A 20872-nucleotide genomic window follows, 5' to 3' on the forward strand; every position below is an offset into this window, starting at 1 on the left:
GTGACCAACTGTTGATTTTTGCCACGCAAGGGCAAAAATTATTCAAATAAATTCCCTGCATCGCTCGAGAAACTGCAAAAGTCACAGAACCGTAACATTGGCGGTTTTTGCGCTTTCACAGCCGTGTGATCAGCACAAATTCGTGGCAAGCCGTGAGCCGAAATGGTTAACGTTGGAATCACCGACATCGGGAAGCACCGATTAGCCAAATGAAAGATCGCAACGGAAATCCGACAGGAAGACCGAGAGCGGAACGATGTCGGGAGAGACAAAGAAGATTCAACAACAGTACGAAAGAAAGGCACCGAAAGATGAATAACACTAAGAACATTCAGGACCTGTTCAACGCGACTGCTTATGACAACACCGGCGACAAGCTTGGCGATGTCAAGGAAATCTTCGTTGACGATAAGACCGGTCAGCCAACCTTCGTAGAGGTCGGCCACGGCCTGTTCGGCCTCGGCTCCTCCCTGGTTCCGCTGCGTGGCCACAACTTCTCCGGCAACGATCTGAAGCTGGCTTTTGCTAAGGACCGCATCAAGGACGCACCTGACATGGACGTCAACAACGCTCTCACCCCAGCTGATCAGGAGAAGATCTACCGCCACTACGGCCTGTCTGATGTTAAGGACGTAGAGACCTACGGTGGCTACAACCACTCCGATCGTGACCGCGAGCTGCACACCGAAGGCTACGAGCGCGACCGTGCGGGCGTTGCAGGTGCTGGCGTAAACGGCGCCGATGTAGACCGCGATCGTCGCGACCTTAACGCTGGCGACTCCGATTCTTTGGTCCGCTCCGAGGAGCGCCTGTCCGTAGATAAGGAAAAGGTCAACACCGGCGAGGCTCGCCTTCGCAAGTACGTGGTTCAGGACACCGAGACCGTTGAGGTTCCGGTTACCCGCGAAGAGGTCCGCGTCGAGCGCACCCCTGTTAATGGCACTGCACGCGAGGGTGGCATCTCCAACGCTGGCATCGGCGAGGAAGAAGCATCTGTCACCCTGCATGAGGAACGCGTCAGCGTAAACAAGGAGACCGTCCCGGTGGAAGAGGTTCGCCTGGAGAAGGATGTCGTACGCGACACCGAAACCGTTTCCGAGGACGTTCGCAAGGAAAAGATCGACGTTGATGGCGTAGACGTCAATAAGCACGGCCGCGACTTCAAGTAAGTCAAAAGCTAACCCTGCGCATTAACTAATGGGGTCGTAGTCTTAGGGCTACGGCCCCATTAGGCTTTCCTTCCATCACCCTCCAGGAGCAAAACCATGAGCACCGAAAACAGTTCCGATCAAGTAACTCCCGCCCCTGCGGAGAAACCAGACGTAGAAGTGCAGCGCCATTTCGGACGCGAGCTCAAAGACGAAGTGAACTCGAGCGAGAATCCAGCTAGTGCTGCAGGCAGCGATACCGAAGTAGAACGTCACTTCGGCCGCGAAATTAAGTAACCACGGCAGGTGGCGGTCTAAGCTGGAATACCATGAGCCGGGAGAAGATACGTCAGTTGGAGCAAAGATTCGGGTTGCAGTCAGCTCGGATCGCCGAGGAGTTCAACGGCGTCGCGCTGTACGCGTTTCGGCACAAGGTGCAGGACCGCTATGTGGTCACCGTGTGTACTGTCGGATCCGAGCAAGAATACAGTTGCACAGTTTTTGAGGCGGATCTCCCCGCTGCGGTAGCAACTTTACGCACGGTATTCCTCCGGACGGACGGCCCCTGGGTACCGGGGCGCGTCTGGCTGAACGATGTTCCTTTCCTCGCTGGCACTCGCATCCAGGGCATCGTAGTAGGCGAAGGCGTGCTAGCCCCGGTATTCGCACTTACAGAGCCAGAAGCCGTGCTGGTGGCTCGGGAATCCATCGCCGCCTTGACGATCACCCTAGGGCGCGACCCCTTCGCACTCTGCGACCTTGATAGGGAAAACACATTAACCGACATCTCTGATGAAGAGCTAGCCGGCATCCAAGTGATCACAGCCAAGCTCGCCACTAGCGCTCCGCTGCGTCGGCTCGAATACACCACTTTCGGCAAATTCGTCGCCTTGACAGAGGAAGAACCCGCTGGGTACGCCGATGATCCGGACAATTTTGAGTTCCGCTCAGCACTTGAGCTACTCCCCCGCGTCCACGGCTCCCGCCTGTTTTTCCGCGCTCCGAAACCGGGAGAAACGCTTCGTTACAGCGTGCAGGGCTGGGAGTATTCGGTATCGTAGCTTCCTATGGAACGCATCACAACCACCGCAGTCGTTTTATGCGCAGCTCTCGCCCTCAGCTCATGTGGCGCCAAGGATGAGCTGGGGACTGCGGACGCACCGGAGACGTCGATAAGCAGCTCAAGCGCACTGCCCTCGGACAAACCTACCTCCACGGTCAATCAGGGACCTCCGCTGCAAACTAGCGGCAGCTTTGAGATGAATGGCCCGGCATCCGTCGTTGGGGCGACGTTCGATGAAATGCCGTATGAGCTTCCGCTGAACCCTGCCGGCCCGCAGGAAACAATGGTGCGCTGGGTGGAAGGGTGGGGTGTTAACCCTTCCCAAGCCGAACAGGGCACGATGTACGTCCTGGGGCACGCGTGGGGTCAGCAGAAACTGGTCTTCAACTCGATTTCAGAGGTAGTGACCGCAGACGTCGACCTGAATCAGCCAGCCGAGCAGGTCACTGCTGTTTCCGGAGGCACCGTGGGGCGCTACTCATCGGACGTTCTCAATGGCTCCCGTATCACCCTGTCTGATGCTGCTGGCAACCAGCGCGAATGGATCGTTGACAACGCCTGGCTCGTGGACAAATACGAGGCCATTGAGGATCAGGAGCTCATGGACGAGCACAAAGCCGGACGCATCGTCCTGATCGCATGCTCCGTGTCAGGAACGACGGATCTCGGTTACAACGTCATCGTCTCAGGTCACCTGGCATAGATGACTACTAGCGGCTTCGATCCCCGTAGCCAGCTCAGCCGAACCGCGCTCATCGTGTGGACCGCTGCAGTCCTGGTGTACGTCATGGCGATCACGGGTAGAACTTCCATGGGCGTAGCTGGCGTCGCCGCGGTGGATCACTTCCATATCAACGCTGCGCAGCTAGCGGTATTTACTTCAGTGCAGGTGGGCACCTATGCGCTGGTGCAGATTCCGATGGGTATTCTAATTGACCGGTTCGGAGCGCGGCGACTGCTATTTGCCGGAGCACTCATCATGGCGATCGGCCAGATCATCCTCGGGCTGACTACTTCCTACTCCGTCGCGATTTTCGCGCGCGTACTAGTCGGGGCCGGCGATGCCTCCGCTTTTCTCTCGGTCATGCGTATCCTGCCGTTTTGGTTTCCGCTCAAGCACACCCCGCTCTTCACCCAACTCACCGCCGCCGTCGGCCAGGCCGGCCAGTTTCTTTCTGCGGTGCCCTTCTTAGCGTTATTGGGCGCATCCGGTTGGCGACTGGCCTTCCTGTCCCTGGGCGGGACCGGAGTATTGGTGGCGCTGGCTGCCAACATCCTCATTCATGACAGTCCAACGGAAGTACGCACTAAGCGCACCGGCTCGCTTCTCGACGTCCTGCGCCTACCGGTGTGCTGGATGGGTTTTTTCAACCACTTCACCATGCTGATGCCCCTCATCGTTTTCAACCTGCTCTGGGGTATGCCAACGATGACGCTCGGTATGGGACTCGATGAATCTCAAGCAGCTTCTGTGCTTGTCATTAACACTATTGTGACGATTCTTGCAGGTCCGCTTCATGGCATCATCTCCGCACGCGCCGGTCGCAAGCGTGAACTGTTTTCCCTCGGATACACCGTACTGCTGTTGGTATCGATGATCGCCTTCTTTATGAGCACCACACCGCGCGGCTTCCTAGCGATAGCGACCCTCGCCGGCCTACTCGGGCTGCTCGGACCCGCAGCCAACTACGGCTTTGACACCGTGCGAGAGTCCTTACCGCATGCGGTGGTCACGACAGGAACTGGGTTGGCGAACATGGGCGGCTTTAGCGCCGCGATGATCTCCGCTCAGGGCATCGGCCTGTTGTTGGCGCACTATTCTGATGGAGTCTGGACCTGGGCGGATTTCCGCATCGCCTGGTGGGCGGTGTTCGTAGTTTGGATCATCGGCATCATTGGGCTAGTGCTGACCCGGGCCCTGGCGCTGCGCAGCCCAGGACCCGCCGTCGAGAGTTGATCCCCCGACGTTAACCAGCGGTGGTCTCAGCTGGTGTTTCTAGTGCCGTGCCTTCGGCACCTTCCCGCTTGCCGCCGTGATGTCCACGCTCGCCACCTGGGGCACGATCGAGCCCCTTAACTTTGAGTGCCCGCGGGTCGAGCAAGCCGGCGTCAAAAGCCTTCAGAACGGATTCCTTGTCCACAGCAGTCAGCTTTCCTTCGGTGACAGCGGCATCAATGCGGCTGGACAGGTCCTCCCGGACCGCAGTCTGGCGTTCGCTGTGCATCTCAGTCATCGCCGACGTTACCGTGGCCTTATCGATGCCTAAGGCGTCCGCCAGCACCTGGTCCCGATCCTGAGCATCAGACTGTCGAGCCGTATCCATCGCCTCATGTAGTTGCTCTTCGCTGACTCCGAGACGCTGCGCCAAACCGTCCTTCCCGTCTGGCTGTTGCTGGGTCGCGGGGGTATCGGGCTCGGCGGCGAAGGCAAACGCTGCAGTGCCAGTTAGGGCTGCAAGGCCAATTCCTCCGGCGGCAAGGATCTTTGCGGTCATTGAATTCGCGCGCATGGCGGTTCTCCTAGAAGTAATCTGCAAACAAGCACTGTTGGCGCACTCTGAGTTGGGGTGCGTGAAAGCGGTGAGAAGAGCTTTCCTTGTTGCTGATTTCTACTTCACTCCCGGAAACTAAGACCAGGTTGCCAAGCGCATCTGAAGCAGCCATGAATGGCTGCCAGTTTACTGCGCAGTCTGAAAATTTAGCTCTTACGCTGCGAATTCTTTAGGATCAGCGAGTCAATTACATTACGGACGGCTTCCTCACCCAACACTTGTCGGACGGTGTCCCGCACGGCATCAGCTCCAGCAGAGATGTGCGGACCCGCCACCTCCTCGGCTTCAACTACTTCCGGACGGATGACTTCGCCCACGTCGATAGTGAGTTGCTCGGCGTCGACACGTACGACGGTGTCCATGCTGACTCCTGCAGCTTGGGCTGCGTCGACGAGCGCGGCGAGTTCAGCGAGTGTGGCACTGCCGAGGTCTAGTGACATCGAGATTCCCATGACTTGCTCCTTTGATCGTTGCCTGTACGCCCCAGGCTAACCCAAGTTAACGGTCCAAGGCAGGCTCGCCCCAGAACACCTCGTCCACCACGGCGCGAGCCCGGCGCGTGGTCTTGAGATAATGGTCAAGGAACTCCTGCGAGCGGGACCGCCCCCAACCCGCAGCACCAGCTACGGAGGCTAGGTGCGGGCCCGATGGTGGCAGTTCATCCGTGCGCCGCCCCCTCGTGAGCACCAGCGCGTTACGTGCGTTCGTCGCAGTCAGCCATGCCGTCCGGAGTGTTTCGACTTGCCAGGAGGCGATGATCTCATGCTTTTCGATCACATCGAGTGCCTCCAAGGTCGATGGGGTACGCAAGTCTGGGTACTCGTGGGAATGCAGCATCGTTAGCAGCTGCACGGTCCACTCAATGTCCGTCAGCGCGCCACGGCCGAGTTTGGTGTGCATGTTGCGATCCGCGCCGCGCGGCAACCGTTCATTATCTACCCGAGCCTTCATCCTGCGGACTTCCTGCACGGTCTTGGGCGAGGCGCCCCCCTTCGGGTAGCGGAATCGTTCGATCATCGCAATAAAGGCAGTGCCCAGGGGCTCATCACCGGCGATGAAGGCCGCTCGCAGCAAGGCCTGGATCTCCCAGGTCTCGCCCCATCGCTCGTAGTATTGCTCGTAGGATTCCATCGTTCTCGCCACCGCACCCGAGCGCCCTTCGGGACGAAGACCGAGGTCAACCTCAAGGGAAGGGTCCTGCGAAGGCTTAGCTAGTCGACGTCGAACATTGTCACACACACCGATGGCCCATTTGATGGCCTCGTTTTCTTCTGCACCAGCATGCGGCTGGCACACAAACATCACGTCTGCGTCCGAACCATAGCCCAGCTCTTGGCCACCAAGACGCCCCATACCAATTACGGCGATGCGGGCCAGAGGCTCCTCCCCTTCCGGAGTGGCTGCCGCTATCTCGGCATTGAACGCAGCCTCCAACACCGCATCCCACACTCGGGAAAGGCTGACGCACACTTCCTTCACATCCATCAGGCCCAACAAATCCGCCGCAGCGATCCGAGTGAGTTCCACTCGCCGCAGACTGCGGGCCACCTTTACCGCCTTTTCTGGATCCGGGTGGCGGGAGGCCGCGGCGACCAATGAGTTCGAAACGGTGTCAGGGTTGGACTGCAACAGGTTAGGACCATGGGCACCATCACGCAGCAGTTGTACCGCGTCGGGAGTAGCCAATAGCAACTCGGAAATATATGGCGATGTTCCCAGGATATGCATGAGACGCTGCCCCACAACTCCCTCATCTCGCAGCATCCGCAGGAACCACTGTTTCTCATGCGCAGCATCGGAAAGCTTCCGATAGTTCAACAATCCCGCATCCGGGTCTGCAGTATCGGCCAACCAGCCCATGAGCGTTGGCAGCAGCATCGCTTGGATCTTCGCCTTGCGCGAGTTTCCGGCTGCCAGAGCGGTCAGATGCTCGTAGGCACGCTCTGGGAAGTGGTAGTTCAAAGCAGCCAGCTGGCGTTTTGCAGCTTCCGAGGAAAGTCGTAGCGTGTCCACGGACAATGAGGCCACGGATTCCAGTAGCGGGCGATAAAACAGCTTGGAGTGCAGCGTGGAAATGTTCATCCGCACCCGGCGGAATTCCTCTGCCAGAATCTCCGCGCTCTTCCGGGCGCCCGTGCCCACCGTTCCGGTTGCCCTTGCTAACCAACGCAGGTTATCTTCGTCTTCTTCGGGCGGCATGGTGTGCGTCCGGCGCAGCCGCTGCAATTGCAGGCGGTGCTCCAGTAGCCGCAGATACTCGTAGTCCTCAATGAGGACGTGCCCGTCTTCGCGACCAACATAACCGGCGTCGATAAGCGCCTGCAACGCGTCGATTGTGGAGCGGACGCGGAGCGACTCGTCACTGCGGCCGTGCACCATTTGTAGCAATTGCACTGCAAACTCAACGTCGCGCAGCCCCCCGATACCCAACTTTAACTCGCGTTCCCGCAGCTCCTGAGGCACATGCTCTATCACACGCCGACGCATCGCCTGCACATCCGCCACGAAGCTGTCTCGTTCGGAAGCCACCCACACCATCGGGTCGAGCTCTGCACGATACGCCTCGGCCAAGGGTAAGTATCCCGTCATCGGGCGGGCTTTGAGCAGCGCCTGAAACTCCCAGGTGTGCGCCCAACGCTTGTAGTACGTGACGTGGGATTCCAGGGTGCGCACCAACGCGCCGGATTTGCCCTCCGGGCGCAGGGCAGCGTCCACCTCAAAGAATGATTTCGACCCGATCCGGATCAGCTCTCCAGCTAGCCTCGTGGTTGCCTCGTCGGCAGGCTCCGCAATGAAGACCACGTCTACATCAGAGATGTAGTTCAGTTCGCGCGCACCGCACTTACCCATGGCCATCACCGCAAGCTGAGCCGGCACTTCTTCGCCATAAACTTTGCGTACTCCCACCGCCAACGTGGCTGTGAGTGCGGCGTCGGCCAGATCTGCCAACAGCCCCGAAATCACTGCAAAAGGAACTGGCGGTTGCCCCGGACGACGCGAATTAAAGGGGTATGTGCCAGCCACATCGTGAGCGGCAATGCGCATCAACAAACTACGGTAGGCGATTTTCAACGCGCGCTCTTGTTCGGCCGTGGCCGCGGCTGCCCGATAAGTACCCGGGGTGCTGCAATCAGCCTGGGCGCTATCCCCCGGAACCCCGGCAGGTTCTGCGGCCACACTAGCCAGCATCTGCTGCATCAGCTCCGCTGAGGTTGGCAATGGCAGCTGCAACAAGGTCCACAGTTCCGGATGCGCCACGAGGTGATCGCCCATAGCCCGAGAGGCCCCTAGTAGCGCGATCAGGCGCACCCGGAAGGCTAGATCATTACGTAAGGCGGTATCGAAAGCCTCCCATTGTCCCAGGGAAACCAAGCACTCCTGCAAGCGCACGATGTTATTGAGAGCAAGATCGCCGTCACCAGCTCCGGACAACGCCCACAGCACATCCAGGGACTCGGCGTTGTACCAGCCCAGCTGTTCTAAATCAGCAACTGCTGTAGCTGCCTGCAGGCTGAGCGCGCCCGGGGTGGGCAAACTGGACCGGGAGGAACGAGGGCTGGACATGTGACTCCTTGAATCGCGCTTGCGCGGCTTATTTCGAGATGAGTGCCGTACCGAATTAGTAACCGAGGTCTGTGCGTAGCTCCCACGGGGTAACCTGCGCCTGGTAGTCCTTCCACTCCCGCCACTTATTGCGCAGGAAGACTTCAAAGACGTGCTCGCCGAGCGAGTCGGCGACGAGTTCCGATTTTTCCATCAAGATCAGCGCCTGATCGAGGCTTTGTGGCAGATCTTCATATCCCATGGCGATGCGCTCACGACGGGTGAGCAGGGAAATATCGTCCTCTGCGGGATCGGGCAACTCATATCCCTCTTTGATCCCTTTCAGTCCGGCAGCCAACAAGACCGAGTACGCCAGGTAAGGGTTCGCAGAGGAATCCAGGTTTCGGATCTCGATGCGCCGGGAGTGCACTTTGCCTGGGCTGTACGTCGGCACGCGCACCAGCGCGGAGCGGTTGGAGATACCCCATGTCGCGGCGGTCGGGGCCTCATTGCCGAACATCAACCGTTTGTAGGAATTCACAAACTGATTGGTTACCGCCGAGATCTCTGGCGCATGGTTAAGGATGCCCGCGATGAACTGCTTCGCGGTACGGGACAGGTTGTACTCGTCGTCTGGATCATGGAAGGCATTGGTGTCCCCCTCGAACAGGGACATGTGCGAATGCATCGCTGATCCTGCATGCTCTTGATAAGGCTTAGGCATGAAGGTGGCATAAACGTTGTTTCGACGTGCCACCTCCTTAACCAGGTAGCGGAACGTCATGATGTTATCGGCCATGGTCAGCGCATCTGCGTAGCGCAGATCAATTTCTTGCTGACCGGGGCCGATCTCGTGGTGAGAGAATTCCACCGAAATGCCCATGGCTTCTAGTGCGGCGATGGCATCGCGTCGAAAATGCGGCGCCTCGTCATGCATGGCTTGATCGAAGTAGCTACCCGAGTCGGTGGGCTCTGGTGGCGAACCGTCTGCGGGGAGATCCTTCGTCAGGTAAAACTCGATCTCCGGGTGGATGAAGCAGGTGAAACCTTCATTCGCGGCTGCGTGAATGTTGCGGCGCAGTACCTGGCGCGGGTCCGCCCAGGATGGCTCTCCATCGGGCATCGTGATATCGCAGAACATGCGAGCAGAATGAGGTTCCGGGTCATCGTGCTCGAAGGGCAGCACCTGGAAGGTCGACGGGTCAGGACGCGCGACGGTGTCGGATTCGGAGACGCGGGAAAAGCCCTCGATCGCGGAGCCGTCGAAACCGATACCTTCCTCAAACGCTGCCTCAATCTCCGCAGGCACCACGGCCACGGATTTGAGGTATCCCAGGATGTCAGTAAACCAGAGGCGAATGTAGCGGATATCGCGCTCTTCTAGCGCCCGGAGCACAAATTCCTGTTGGCTATTCATAGCTACAACAGTACGTATTCTGCGCCTGCAGATGCGTAGAACTGCCAGGAGATACCGGGCGTGCGTTTTCTTCGATAAGCTTAAAGACGAACTCACCTGCGAGTTTTCTTTTGATTCGTGCTCGCAGTTCCGACGTTAGTGCAGGCAGGTACCCCCATGAGCGATTCAACCCAGTCCCTTTCCACTGCGATGGAAGTCGAAGTGAAGTACGCGGCATCGCAGACCACCGAGGTCCCCGAGCTCGCGCTTATCGACGGCATCGCTGCGGTCTCCAGCACCGCAGTGCACAACTTGTCCGCCCGCTATTTTGATACTGCGGATCTTCGCCTCACCCGGTCGAAGATCACCCTGCGGCGCCGCACAGGCGGCAAAGACGCTGGTTGGCATCTAAAGCTGCCTGCGGAGCACGGACGAATGGAAATCGCACTACCACTGGGTGCGGAGTCTGAGCAGGCCCCGGCCGAAATCCTCAACCCAATTCGGGCCATCGTGCGAGACCTGCCGCTGCAGGTCATTGCACAGGTAGATAACGAACGCCACGAGAGTGTGCTGGCAGATGACTCCGGTACTCCGCTCGCCGAGTTTTGCGATGATCACGTCACCGCTTGGTCTCTTTTGCCTGCTGGAACCAAGCAAATGTGGCGGGAATGGGAGCTGGAGTTGACGCAGGAAGCCTTAGAGCGCGAGGACACCTCCTTAAATGCGCAGCTGCTCCAGTCCGCGCACCAGGTGTTCCAGGAGGCGGGAGCGGTCGCTTCGGACAGCCCCTCCAAGCTCGTGGCGGCGCTGGGCAATTCCATCAACTACGCTCCCCTGCCCCCGGCTATGGCGGAACTCGATCCAGATACTGCGGCCCATGCCGTGGTCAACGCGTTGCGGATCAACCGTGACCGGTTGTTGGAAGTCGATCCAGCCGTGCGCCGTGATGACTATGATTCTGTGCACCAAATGCGAGTGGCTACTCGCGAGCTACGCAGCCTGATGCAGACCTTTGAAGGCATCCTCGTTGGCGAGGAATACCTGGAGCTAGAAGAAGAACTCAAGCTGCTCGCAGCCACCCTGGGTGTGGCACGAGACGCCGAGGTGGTGGCCGAGCGTTTCCAAATGCTCATCGGCTTGGACGACGACCACATCATCGATGAGGCTGCCAGCACACACTTGGAAAATGACATGCAGCGCAAATACGAACGCGCACATCGCACCATTGTCCGAGTGCTCAATTCCAAGCGCTACTTCGCCTTGCTCGCAGGTTTGGAAAACCTCATCGCGCATCCACCGCTGGCCAGTGCAGAGCAACGTTCTGAGGTCGAGGAAGAGGTCACCAAGGAGCAGGTGAAGTTTGAGGAAGAATCCGCCCTATTCGAGCACCTAGACTCCGCCTACAAGAAATTGATGAAGCGCCACAACGTGGCGGTTTCTGAATGGGAAGAGACGGAAACCCCGCTGCGCGAGCGGGAAGAGAACTTCCACAACATGCGGAAGGCAGCGAAGAAGCTGCGTTATTCAGCTGATGCCGTAGGTCGTGCCACGGGACTCAAGACCAAAGATCTGTACGCCGCATGTAAGAAGATGCAGTCCGTCCTGGGCGATTTCCAAGATTCGGTGACTTCACGTGATGAGCTGCTCGCGCTGGCGAAATCGGCACGCAAGCATGGGGAAGACACCTTCGCTTATGGTGTGCTGTACCAGCGGGAGCGCGAGTTGGGAGCGGAAGCGTTACGCGGATACGCCGAGGCGGCGCGTGACATCGAAAGCGCCTATAAGAAGTTGGCAAAGTCCAAGAAGCGGGAAGCCGCGCGGGCTGCGGCCAAAGCCAAGAAGTCCGCGCGCTAACTCCTACTTGTCTTTGTCCCAGGCTGGGGTGACGCCCCAGTCGTCGTCCTTCTCGTCGTAGTTGTCGGCGGCCTTCGTGCGTTCGGCTGCCTTCGCTAGCGCTTGTTCAGCCTCTTGACGGGAAGCATAAGGCCCCATCCGGTCGTCCCAGGAAAGCTCCTGCCCCTGCGCCACCTGGCCACTCGATGGGCTGTAGTACCACTGCAGATCTGCGTCGTCCATGACAACTCCTTCAATCAATCGGGAAACGGGTGACCTCCACGGTACTTGTTTTTCGGCCTTCACAGGCTCTCGGCAGCGCCCTTCAGTAAAGTGGTAGCCACTTGTTAGTAACCACGTTTCATCTGAGCCAAGGAGCCTTGAAATCCATGCCGGTGTGGCCCTCCCCCGATTCAACGATTTCCGCGAGAATCTCTGAGCTGCATCAAGCGGCTTATGATGCCACCGCGCCAGAGGTCGCCACTGCGCCCGCCACGTGGACTCTTCTCGGTGAGCACACCGATCAATTTGGCGGCATCGTGATCAGTGCCGTCGCCGACCACCAGGTTGCCGTTGCTGCCAGCCCGCGTGACGACGACACCGTCATGGTCACCCTGCACGGGCATGATTGCACCGGCGAAGCACTGTCAGTCACGGGCGGTATCACCCTCGCGGAGATCGCCCAATACGCTGCTTCCCAACAGCACATCGATGGCATTGATACCCTGCCTCCGAGCCAGCTTCCCCTCGGTGGGATCGAAGTACGTCTTGCCGGTGTGGTGTGGTCCATGGTCAATCGCCAATACCTCAGTCGCGACACCAAGGGCTTTAATATCACCGTGCTGTCTGAAATCCCAGCCGGGGTGGGATTGGGCGATGACCTCGCCGCGGAGGTGGCGTTCGCGAAGATCCTCATTCAGGGCTCAGGCCACAAACTCGACCCGCCACTGTTGGCACGGTTGGCTGAGCTGTGCGCGTCCTCGGCAAGCACCTTTTCGACGTCCGCAGCGCCCCGCGCTCGATACACCACTGCGCTCCGGGGTGCCCCGAGTTCCTACAGCATCGTGGACTACGCGGATGATTCTGTAACTAAAGCACCGCTGCTCCGGGAGTCTGCTAAAGACTTCGGTGTCTTCTTGGTTGTGCCACCAGTTGCTCCTTCCACCACAGCAAATATCACTGAGCGCTCCGCTTTTCTCGCCGCCGCAGCCGCAGCCTTTGGCGTCGATAATCTGCGTCGGCTACCGGATGCCGCGCAGCGCGTAGCGCAATGGCTCACCGCTGTACACCAGGCCTCGGGGCCAGACGGGTTGCCTGCCGTCACTGAGGCCTCAGGGTGGCTGAGCTTTTATGAGTCGGAGACTGCTCGGGCCGCGCAGGCAACGATGGCACTGCGGGCACGTAAAGTCCCAGAGGTACTACAGCTAGTCAATGATTCCCAAGCAGAGTTAAGCAGCTTGTACCATGCTGTTCCGGAGCAGGAAGCAGCGCTCGTTAAGTTGTGTAGAACTCGCGGAGCAGCCGCAGCCCGCAGCTCTTACGCTGGGGTGAGCAGCGCAGTCCTCGTTCACGCTGAGCAACGCAAATGCGAGAACCTCATCGCTGATCTTGCCGAGGACGGCCTGCTGGTCATCCGTCTCAGTAGCTGCTAGGCGGGCCAGGCAAAGGACACTGTTCGCGCAGCGATATCGGCGTCGACAAGCCGGACCTGAACCTCCGTCGCTTCTTCGGGGGTGCCAGCGCAGCCACACAGCATTGGTGGTTGTTCCAGGAAGATCCGGCACTTGCTCTGCTCGGGAGTAGTAGCCAGAACCACGGCGGTGAACGTATCTCCAACGTGTGGTTTGAGCACGGTTGCTTCCGTAAGCCGGAGGCAGGCGCGATCCACGTTGCCGGCCAAGGCCGTGGTACGTCGCATGGATTCCGCTACCTCCGGGAATTTAGCGCGCGCCCATTCCGGTACTTCCTCCCCCTTAGCGATGGCTAGGCAGGCCTCGGTGGCAAAGCGGTCTACTAGGCGGCGCAGCGGGGCAGTTACATGCGCGTAGTATCCTCCTACGCCAGCATGGACATCCTCTGGTGCAGCCGGAGCACCAGCAATGACCTCGTAGTCCGCGCCGCGCAGCAGCTTTTGAGCTTCTCGCATTACAGCCATACCGGCGTTAGTAGTCACGTCAAGCCCGGCGATGAACTCTCCTACCGGTTGCTCTGGCGTGTAATCAAAGCCCAGGGCTTGCGCCTCCACTGCGAACTGACGCAGTGACTTCTTATCTGCTGGACCCAACGTACGCAGGATACCAAGCTGAGCCTTGGCGATCATCTGCCCCGCGACCATCCCCGTAAGCAAGGAAATCTCGGAATTCCATTCCATCACATCCAACCGTGGTTCCAGCTCAAGCTCATAACGGCCATCTTCACGACGGTCCACACGTTGGCTCGGCAGCCTGAGATTAACCGCGCTACGACGCAATGCGCTGGCTTGACGGAGTCTGCCTACCTCCGGAAGCAATCGGATCGAAGGGTGCATCTTGCCAGAATTGAAGTCTCGCTGCACACCGTCATAGTCCAATCGTGCACGACTGCGCACCAAGGCACGCTCCACATCCGTGTGAGTCACCTCGCCTTGTTTGTCCAGCTCAATAGTCCACAACACGGCCGAGCGATCCACCTCTGGCAACAAGCTGGCCGCGCCTTCTGAGATTTCCGCCGGGTGCAAACGTGCTGGCTCATCAGGGAGGTAAATGGTCTGCCCGCGCACAAATGATTCCCGTTCGAGCTCGCTGCCCGGAGCGATGAATGCCGCTACATCAGCGATCGCATAATAGACCCGGTATCCCTCACCAGCAGGTTCGATGCACACTGCCTGGTCTAGGTCCATCGATCCGACCGGATCAATCGTCACGAATTCTATATCCCGCTTGTCAGCTCGTTGCTCCGCGAAGTGATCCTGAGCTGCCGCAGCCTCAGCATGTTGCTCCGGGGAGAATTCTGTGGGGACGTTGAATTCTTCTGCAACTGGTCGGAAGTTGAGGGTGGCCGCATAAAGCTTCATGAGAAGCCATTGTTGCAGCTGCGGGCGAAAACCGCCACGAAACCGCAGGAATGAGGGCGAACGAGCCAACCTATGAGCCGGATTATGTTCCCTTTCGGGCGGTAATCATCTATCTGGACTAGCCGTTGCCGACTAGCCTCAAGCAGCTACCCGTGGACGTCAGACGAGCAGCCTGAAAATGCCCACGCAGCCACACTCAGAAAGTGCAGCCTCTTGCCTTGCTCCCAGTGGGGTTTACCTGGCCACTTCGGTCACCCGAAATGCCGGTGCGCTCTTACCGCACCCTTTCACCCTTACCCGGTTGCCCGGGCGGTTTACTTTCTGTTGCACTATTCCCTCAGGTCGCCCTGGGTTGCCGTTAGCAACCACCGTGCTCTGCGGAGTCCGGACTTTCCTCGACACCTGTCAAACGCCTTAAAAGGCCGCTACATGGCGCCGCGATTACCCGGTCGGCTCGTTCGCGTTTCGTAAGTATACACCGGGAACTCAATGCCCCCGCTTGATCCATTCCTCTAGGTGCGGAGCCTCGGCTCCGACAGTGGTGTGATCACCGTGTCCGGTACGCACGATAGTTTCTGCCGGAAGCGTCAAGATGGACTTCTGAATGGAATCAATGATGGTGTCAAAGGAGCTATAGGAACGCCCGGTCGCCCCCGGTCCGCCCTGGAATAGGGTGTCTCCCGAGAAGAGTTCGCCTGCTTCCGGAAGATACAGGCAACAGGAGCCGGGGCTATGACCTGGGGTGTTGAGGACCTGCAGGTCAGTGCCTGCGATCTGAAACTTCTGGAGATTCACCAAATCTTCATGAGCCAACGCCCCGTGGGTTTCTTCCCACAACATTTGATCGCCAGGATGAACAAAAATGGGCGCATTGAGCTGTTCGGAGAGTTCGGGTGCCACGGTGATGTGGTCATTGTGAGCGTGCGTGCAGATGATGCCTTTGACCTTTCGGCCGGCTACGGCAGCAATAATCGGGTCAGCATCATGGGCGGCATCAATGACATAAACCTCGGAGTCATCGCCTACGACCCAGATGTTATTGTCCACTTCCCACTCGCCACCATCGAGCGCGAAAATTCCATGCGTTACTACGTGATCAATTCGAAGCGTCATAGCTACAGCACTACCACCGATCGCAGGACCTTGCCGGTCTTCATAGTCTCAAAGGCCTGCTCCACCTCGTCGAGGCCGACACGTTCGCTCACAAAGTCACCGAGTGGGAACTGTCCCTGCAGGTGCAGATCCACGTACATCGGGAAGTCACGCTCTGGCAAGCAGTCGCCGTACCAGGAAGACTTGAGGGAGCCTCCGCGGCCAAAGACGTCGATAGCCGGGACGTCGATACGAGCGGCAGGGCCTGGTACACCGACCATCACGACGGTGCCCGCCAAATCACGGGCGTAAAACGCCTGGTTCCAGGTCTCTGGGCGTCCGACTGCGTCGATTGCTACATCCACACCAAACCCGCCAGTGAGCTCGCGGATAGCGGCGACGGTAGAGTCTTCGTCCCCGGCTCCCGTGGCGCCCGAGGAGTTGATCGTGTGCGTCGCGCCGAACGTGCGAGCAAGTTCCAGCTTTTCCTCCGAAAGATCCACTGCGATGATCGTTGTCGCACCGGCAAGCTTTGCCCCTGCGATCGCAGCCATCCCGACGCCGCCCACTCCAAATACAGCTACGGAATCACCACGTCCGATATTGCCGGTGTTCACTGCCGCGCCAAGGCCCGCCATCACACCGCATCCCAGCAAGCCTGCTGCCGCGGGGTCTTCCTCCGGGTTGACCCGAGTGCACTGCCCCTCGTGAACCAGCGTCTTCTCCGCAAAGGCACCAATCCCCAAGGCCGGCTTCAGCACAGTGCCATCCTCCAATGTCATAGGGACGGAGGCATTATGCGTGTTGAAGCAGTACTTTGGTTCACCCTTCTTGCAGGCGCGGCATTCGCCACACACCGCACGCCAATTGAGGACTACAAAGTCCCCCTCGGAGACGTGAGAGACTGCCGAGCCAACGGATTCCACAATCCCCGCTGCCTCGTGCCCCAGCAGGAACGGGAAAGCATCTTCAATGTCCCCGTCGCGATAAGCCAAATCCGTATGGCACACACCGCACGCCTGGATCTTCACCACCACGTCATTGGGTCCCGGATCAGGGATTACTACGTTCACCCGCTCAACCGGCGCACCCTGTTCCCGCGCAATGATTCCGGCCACTGTTTGAGACATGCTGAACTCCTTTTTAACTGGAAGATTGAGTGCCACCACCCTACCCGACCAGCACGTTCAGCGCTGAAGCATCCTAAAGGTGTGCCGTGTCATTGACCAGTCGCACGATGCTCGGACCATCGGCGTAGAACTCAGCAATGGACATCGACGCCAAATCCAAGTGGATCCGATGCACCACAGCTGCCGGCACGTCTAGCGCCATGCGCAGCACACACTTGATCGGAGTGACGTGCGAAACCAGGAGGATGTTCGCGGCGCCGTATTCCTCGGTCAGCGCCTCAACGCACTTCTTCACCCGGCGGGCTACTGCCTGCACGGATTCGCCGCCGGTCGGGGCAGCCTTAGTATCGGCAAGGAATGCTGCATGCGCAGCGGGGTCGCTCTCCATCACCTCAGAGAATGTGCGCCCTTCCCAGGTGCCAAAGTCCAGTTCGCGAAGCTCATCAACCACCCGCACCGGAACATCGAGGGCCTGAGCAATCGCAGCCGCAGTTTGGCGGGCCCGTTGTAGCGGCGAGCACACGATGGCATCAATGCCACCCCGGCGAGCCAGTCGCTGAGCGACGGCCGCCGCCTGCGCTTCCCCTTTCGCCGTGAGCGCGGGATCGCTCATCCCCGAATACTGCTTAGCCACCGACATCGCTGTCTCCCCATGTCTGATAAGGATGAAGCGTGTCGGACGCATGCTGGCCCCATGCCACGAGGGTGCTGCCGCGGGTTCGGGTTTAGTGGCAGCTGCTTTCTTTTCTGCGCCCAGGATTCCTACTGGTTTTCCGGCAGCGCAGGCATCCATCGCAACATTGGATAGTGCGTCGGCTTTCTTGTTTTTCTCGCGCGGAATCCAGTGGTAGTTCACCCGCTTGAACCCACGGGCGATCTTTTTAGCCGCCAGAGCCAGCTCTTTCATATCGGGGTGCTTGATTTTCCACTTGCCCGACATTTGTTCCACGACGAGCTTGGAGTCCATATACACATCCACCTCGGTAGCGCCAAGCTCAGCAGCGGCCTCGAGGCCACGCAGCATGCCGTGGTATTCCGCGACATTGTTGGATGCTTTGCCTACTACGTAGGCAATTTCTCGCAGTACCTTCCGGTCCGCGTCATAGACCACGGTTCCCGAGCCAGCGACTCCGGGATTACCCCGGGAGCCACCGTCAGATTCGATGATGAGCTTCATACACGCACCAAGAAGGTGCCACAGTCTGGGCAGCGTGGCATCTCAGTTGCGGAAGCATGTCGGATCTCGGATAGCGCTGCAGGTGGCAACACGATGTGGCAGCCACCGCAGGAGCGCCCGGAAAATGCCGCGGCACCGACACCGAAAATGGAACGCTGATCGTCGTACTCCGCAAGGATGTCTGCGGAGAGCTGCCCACGCAGCTGCGCTACCCGCTCCGCGGAATCAGTAGCAGAGTGTGCTTCTTCGGCTGCCTCCGCAGCACGCGCAGCAGCGGCTACCTTCTGTTCCAGTTCATCGAGCAACGCGCCGTTTCGCTCCGCGTTGGCACGCATAGCGTTGACTTCGTCATGGGCTTCTTTGAGTTCCTGCTGCATGTCGGACAGACGACGCGACGTAGTAGCCAGGTCATGCTCCAGGTCACGGCGCTGTTGCGGGTCAACTGCGGCTCCTAGTCCCGCGGTATCGGCTTTGTAGCGGCGATTGAGCTTAGCTATGTCGTCTTGGATGCGCCGGATATCCAGCTCTACATCTGCAACGTTGAGCTGGTTGGCTGCTGCGAGCTCACGCTGGCGATCTCGCTGCGACTCCAGTTCCTGCAATTCTTGTTTTTCCTGAGATCCGGATTTCAGTCCGAGGTCCAGGGTTCGCTCCAAATTAGCTAGCTCCAGCAGGAGTCGCTGGTCAGCGCTAGTGATGTTCATGGTTTTCTCCTACTGGGCGTGTGCGGACACGGTCCACGGGTCGGTACGGATTTCAATGATCTCGGTGTCTATGCTGGCTACGCTGTCGATGTCACTGTCAGCGATCACCCCGGCGGCCTGCGCGCACCACGGGAATTCGCTCGCCCAGTGCGCGGTATCGATCACTGCTGGTCCCCCGGCGCGCAAGTACTCGTCCACCGGGTGATGTCGCAGGTCCGAGGTGACGTAAACATCAACCCCCAGCGTAGCCACAGTATCCAGGAAGCTATCACCTGCCCCCGAAGAAACAGCGACTTTCTTAATCATGGCCTCGGGATCGCCCGCGGCACGGACGCCCCACTCGGTCACTGGCAGGGCATCTGCTACCTGTTGGGTGAACTCTCGCAGCGTCATAGGTTCAGGAAGCTCGCCAATGCGCCCCAGGCCACAAGCAGTTTCCGGATCTTCAAAAGAGGCGATGGTCACGCAGTCAAAGGCCGGCTCTTCATAAGGGTGCGCGGACACCAGCGCTTCCTGGATTCGCTGCCTTAGGGTTACCGGGGCTACAAACTCCACGCGCAGCTCCGGTTCGTGATGTAGCTGTCCCTGGCTTCCGACGAAAGGATCTGCAGCGGCCTCTGGACGAAACTGTCCTTGACCTTCAAATTGGAAAGCGCACTCCGCGTAGTCGCCTAGCGCGCCAGCACCGGCGGCAAAGACCGCCGCTTTAAGTTGCTCTGCTGCCGCCACTGGCACCATCACGCCCCATTTATCAACCCCTGTTGCTGGCTTCGGAGCAATTGGCCGCCCCGGCACGATCCCAACCAGTTCCGCCAGGCGATCATTGACGCCAGGACGTGCAGAATCCGCATTGGTGTGGGCTGCGAACAGTGCTACGCCCCCGTTGAGCAAGGTGTGAATGACTTTACCTTTGGGAGTATTCGCTGCCACCGAGTTCACCCCACGGAGCAACAGCGGGTGGTGCACGATGAGGAGCTGCGCACCTATTTCTACTGCGCGCTCGGCCACTGCTTGCGTGCAGTCGAGGGCAAAAGCTATCTTGCTCACCTTCGCCTCGGGATCACCACAGATTAACCCGACATGGTCCCAGGACTCTGCGAGGTGCGGTGGGTAGGCGCGGTCCATGACCGCGCAGATTTCGCCAACTGTGCTCACCTATATCTCCTTCAAAAGTTCCGCGATCTGGTTCGCGGGACGTACCGCCAGCCGCCAATAGCTGTGGTCCAGCCCCGGGAATGTATCGCACCTCCGAATCGCAATGCCAGCGGCCTTGAGCTTGAGTCGCAGCTCCTCGGCTGCTGCAGCATCGGTGGCGGGTGGCCGAACCAGAACAAAGGGCGCTTGCGTTGCGGAAGCGATCTCGAATCCGGCGCGACCAAGCGCTTCCGTCATGGTAGCCCGCTCCGCTGCGATGATGCCGCGTTCCTTTTCTACATCGTCGACGGCTCCCAACGCTATAGCCGCGATGGCCCGCAATTGTAGCGTCCCCAGCGGCCACTGAGCCCGCCCCCGCTCCAGCTTTGCGACGACCGCTGGATGCGCGATCGCATAGCCACAGCGCAACCCGGCGATCGCCCAAGTTTTGGTGAAACTGCGCAATACCAACAGGTCCGTACGAGAAGCAGCAGTCGCGCACAGCGACTCGGAGTCATCGGTGACATCCAGGAATGCCTCATCAACCACCAGAAACTTGCCCTGCGCCAGCGCAAGGAGGTCGTTCTTATCGTGCAGCACACCGGTGGGGTTGGTGGGGTTGCCCACCACCACCATGTCAGTATCACCGAGTTCGACTACGCCTTCGAGTTCGAAGGGCGGTGGCAAAATCACGTTGTGCACGGGGATATTCGCAGCCTCGAACACCACGTTTGGCTCTGTGAAGCCAGGGTGGATAAGCGCGACTGCTTGGGGACGAAGCTTAGGCAGTAGCGCAAACCCTTCGGCCGCCCCGGAAAGGAGCAGCACCGACTCTGGGGCAACGCCGTGGAGCTGTGCGACGGCTTTCCGGGCCGCATTCTCATCGGAGGCATCCGGGTAGCTAGCTAGGTCGCCGATGGCGTCGATAAGCACGCGCTGCAGCCACTCCGGAGGCTTGGAGCCACGCACGTTGACGGCGAAATCGACGCGGGCGCCACGGGCCTCAACGTCGCCATGGAATCGGTAGGGATCAGGAACACTCACTCGC

Annotated in this window: 19 protein-coding genes and 1 other RNA gene; 7 read left to right on the forward strand and 13 right to left on the reverse strand. The window is 59.2% G+C overall.

Annotated features, from left to right (window positions below):
• The first annotated feature begins 311 nt into the window (after positions 1-311).
• From WG915_RS10780 to WG915_RS10800, 5 genes are all read left to right on the forward strand, one after another.
• Entirely contained in the window at positions 312-1169 is an 858-nt protein-coding gene (locus tag WG915_RS10780; RefSeq protein ID WP_339565387.1) for a PRC and DUF2382 domain-containing protein, read from the forward strand.
• Positions 1170-1265: 96 nt separating this feature from the next.
• Positions 1266-1445, forward strand: coding sequence for a hypothetical protein (locus WG915_RS10785; protein WP_339565388.1), 180 nt, complete (start codon positions 1266-1268; stop codon positions 1443-1445).
• A gap of 32 nt (positions 1446-1477) precedes the next feature.
• Complete coding sequence (locus WG915_RS10790) at positions 1478-2209, forward strand: hypothetical protein (RefSeq protein WP_339565389.1); 732 nt, start codon at positions 1478-1480, stop codon at positions 2207-2209.
• A gap of 6 nt (positions 2210-2215) precedes the next feature.
• Positions 2216-2914, forward strand: a complete 699-nt coding sequence (locus tag WG915_RS10795) for a sortase (RefSeq protein WP_339565390.1) — start codon at positions 2216-2218, stop codon at positions 2912-2914.
• Positions 2915-4168: an MFS transporter gene (locus WG915_RS10800; RefSeq protein ID WP_339565391.1), complete on the forward strand. Its 1254-nt coding sequence runs from the start codon at positions 2915-2917 to the stop codon at positions 4166-4168. It abuts the gene before it with no gap.
• 10 nt (positions 4169-4178) lie between these two features.
• Here the strand turns inward: WG915_RS10800 and WG915_RS10805 are convergent, their stop codons facing one another.
• The 4 genes from WG915_RS10805 to WG915_RS10820 form a co-directional block, all read right to left on the reverse strand.
• The gene (locus WG915_RS10805) at positions 4179-4721 is read right to left on the reverse strand and encodes a hypothetical protein (protein WP_339565392.1); all 543 of its coding nucleotides are present in this window, start codon (positions 4719-4721) and stop codon (positions 4179-4181) included.
• Positions 4722-4909: 188 nt separating this feature from the next.
• The gene (locus WG915_RS10810) at positions 4910-5215 is read right to left on the reverse strand and encodes a hypothetical protein (protein ID WP_339565393.1); all 306 of its coding nucleotides are present in this window, start codon (positions 5213-5215) and stop codon (positions 4910-4912) included.
• 46 nt (positions 5216-5261) lie between these two features.
• Positions 5262-8327, reverse strand: a complete 3066-nt coding sequence (locus WG915_RS10815; protein WP_339565394.1) for a bifunctional [glutamine synthetase] adenylyltransferase/[glutamine synthetase]-adenylyl-L-tyrosine phosphorylase — start codon at positions 8325-8327, stop codon at positions 5262-5264.
• Positions 8328-8382: 55 nt separating this feature from the next.
• Positions 8383-9723: a glutamine synthetase family protein gene (locus WG915_RS10820; RefSeq protein ID WP_339565395.1), complete on the reverse strand. Its 1341-nt coding sequence runs from the start codon at positions 9721-9723 to the stop codon at positions 8383-8385.
• 156 nt (positions 9724-9879) lie between these two features.
• On the opposite strand from WG915_RS10820, the gene WG915_RS10825 reads away from it, so the two are divergent.
• The gene (locus WG915_RS10825; protein ID WP_339565396.1) at positions 9880-11556 is read left to right on the forward strand and encodes a CYTH and CHAD domain-containing protein; all 1677 of its coding nucleotides are present in this window, start codon (positions 9880-9882) and stop codon (positions 11554-11556) included.
• A 3-nt stretch (positions 11557-11559) separates the two neighbouring features.
• Here the strand turns inward: WG915_RS10825 and WG915_RS10830 are convergent, their stop codons facing one another.
• Entirely contained in the window at positions 11560-11778 is a 219-nt protein-coding gene (locus WG915_RS10830; protein WP_339565397.1) for a hypothetical protein, read from the reverse strand.
• Between the two features lie 146 nt (positions 11779-11924).
• Here WG915_RS10830 and WG915_RS10835 point away from each other — a divergent pair, with 146 nt between their 5' ends.
• Positions 11925-13187 carry a galactokinase family protein gene (locus WG915_RS10835; RefSeq protein WP_339565398.1) on the forward strand — a complete coding sequence of 421 codons (1263 nt, stop codon included), beginning with the start codon at positions 11925-11927 and terminating at the stop codon, positions 13185-13187.
• Here WG915_RS10835 and WG915_RS10840 read toward each other — a convergent pair.
• The 8 genes from WG915_RS10840 to cobC all read right to left on the reverse strand — a co-directional run bounded on the left by WG915_RS10840 (position 13184) and on the right by cobC (position 20868).
• On the reverse strand, positions 13184-14587 hold the full coding sequence (locus WG915_RS10840; RefSeq protein ID WP_339565399.1) for an RNB domain-containing ribonuclease: 1404 nt from the start codon (positions 14585-14587) through the stop codon (positions 13184-13186). The two genes, WG915_RS10835 and WG915_RS10840, sit on opposite strands and share 4 nt — an antisense overlap.
• Before the next feature lie 57 nt (positions 14588-14644).
• Positions 14645-15044: RNase P RNA component class A (rnpB, locus tag WG915_RS10845), an RNA gene on the reverse strand.
• Positions 15045-15073: 29 nt separating this feature from the next.
• On the reverse strand, positions 15074-15700 hold the full coding sequence (locus tag WG915_RS10850) for an MBL fold metallo-hydrolase (RefSeq protein ID WP_339565400.1): 627 nt from the start codon (positions 15698-15700) through the stop codon (positions 15074-15076).
• Between the two features lie 2 nt (positions 15701-15702).
• A complete protein-coding gene (locus tag WG915_RS10855; RefSeq protein ID WP_339565401.1) occupies positions 15703-16809 on the reverse strand; it encodes an S-(hydroxymethyl)mycothiol dehydrogenase in 1107 nt (368 codons plus the stop codon).
• A 73-nt stretch (positions 16810-16882) separates the two neighbouring features.
• Complete coding sequence (locus tag WG915_RS10860; RefSeq protein ID WP_339565402.1) at positions 16883-17986, reverse strand: bifunctional RNase H/acid phosphatase; 1104 nt, start codon at positions 17984-17986, stop codon at positions 16883-16885.
• Complete coding sequence (locus WG915_RS10865) at positions 17983-18690, reverse strand: zinc ribbon domain-containing protein (protein WP_339565403.1); 708 nt, start codon at positions 18688-18690, stop codon at positions 17983-17985. Before WG915_RS10865 ends, WG915_RS10860 begins: the two co-directional genes overlap by 4 nt.
• Positions 18691-18699: 9 nt before the next feature.
• Complete coding sequence (locus WG915_RS10870; RefSeq protein WP_445227833.1) at positions 18700-19815, reverse strand: Nif3-like dinuclear metal center hexameric protein; 1116 nt, start codon at positions 19813-19815, stop codon at positions 18700-18702.
• Positions 19816-19845: 30 nt separating this feature from the next.
• The gene (cobC, locus tag WG915_RS10875) at positions 19846-20868 is read right to left on the reverse strand and encodes an Rv2231c family pyridoxal phosphate-dependent protein CobC (RefSeq protein WP_339565405.1); all 1023 of its coding nucleotides are present in this window, start codon (positions 20866-20868) and stop codon (positions 19846-19848) included.
• Between the last annotated feature and the right edge of the window lie 4 nt (positions 20869-20872).

Source organism: Corynebacterium sp. H128 (assembly GCF_037482625.1).
Classification (GTDB): Bacteria; Actinomycetota; Actinomycetes; order Mycobacteriales; family Mycobacteriaceae; genus Corynebacterium.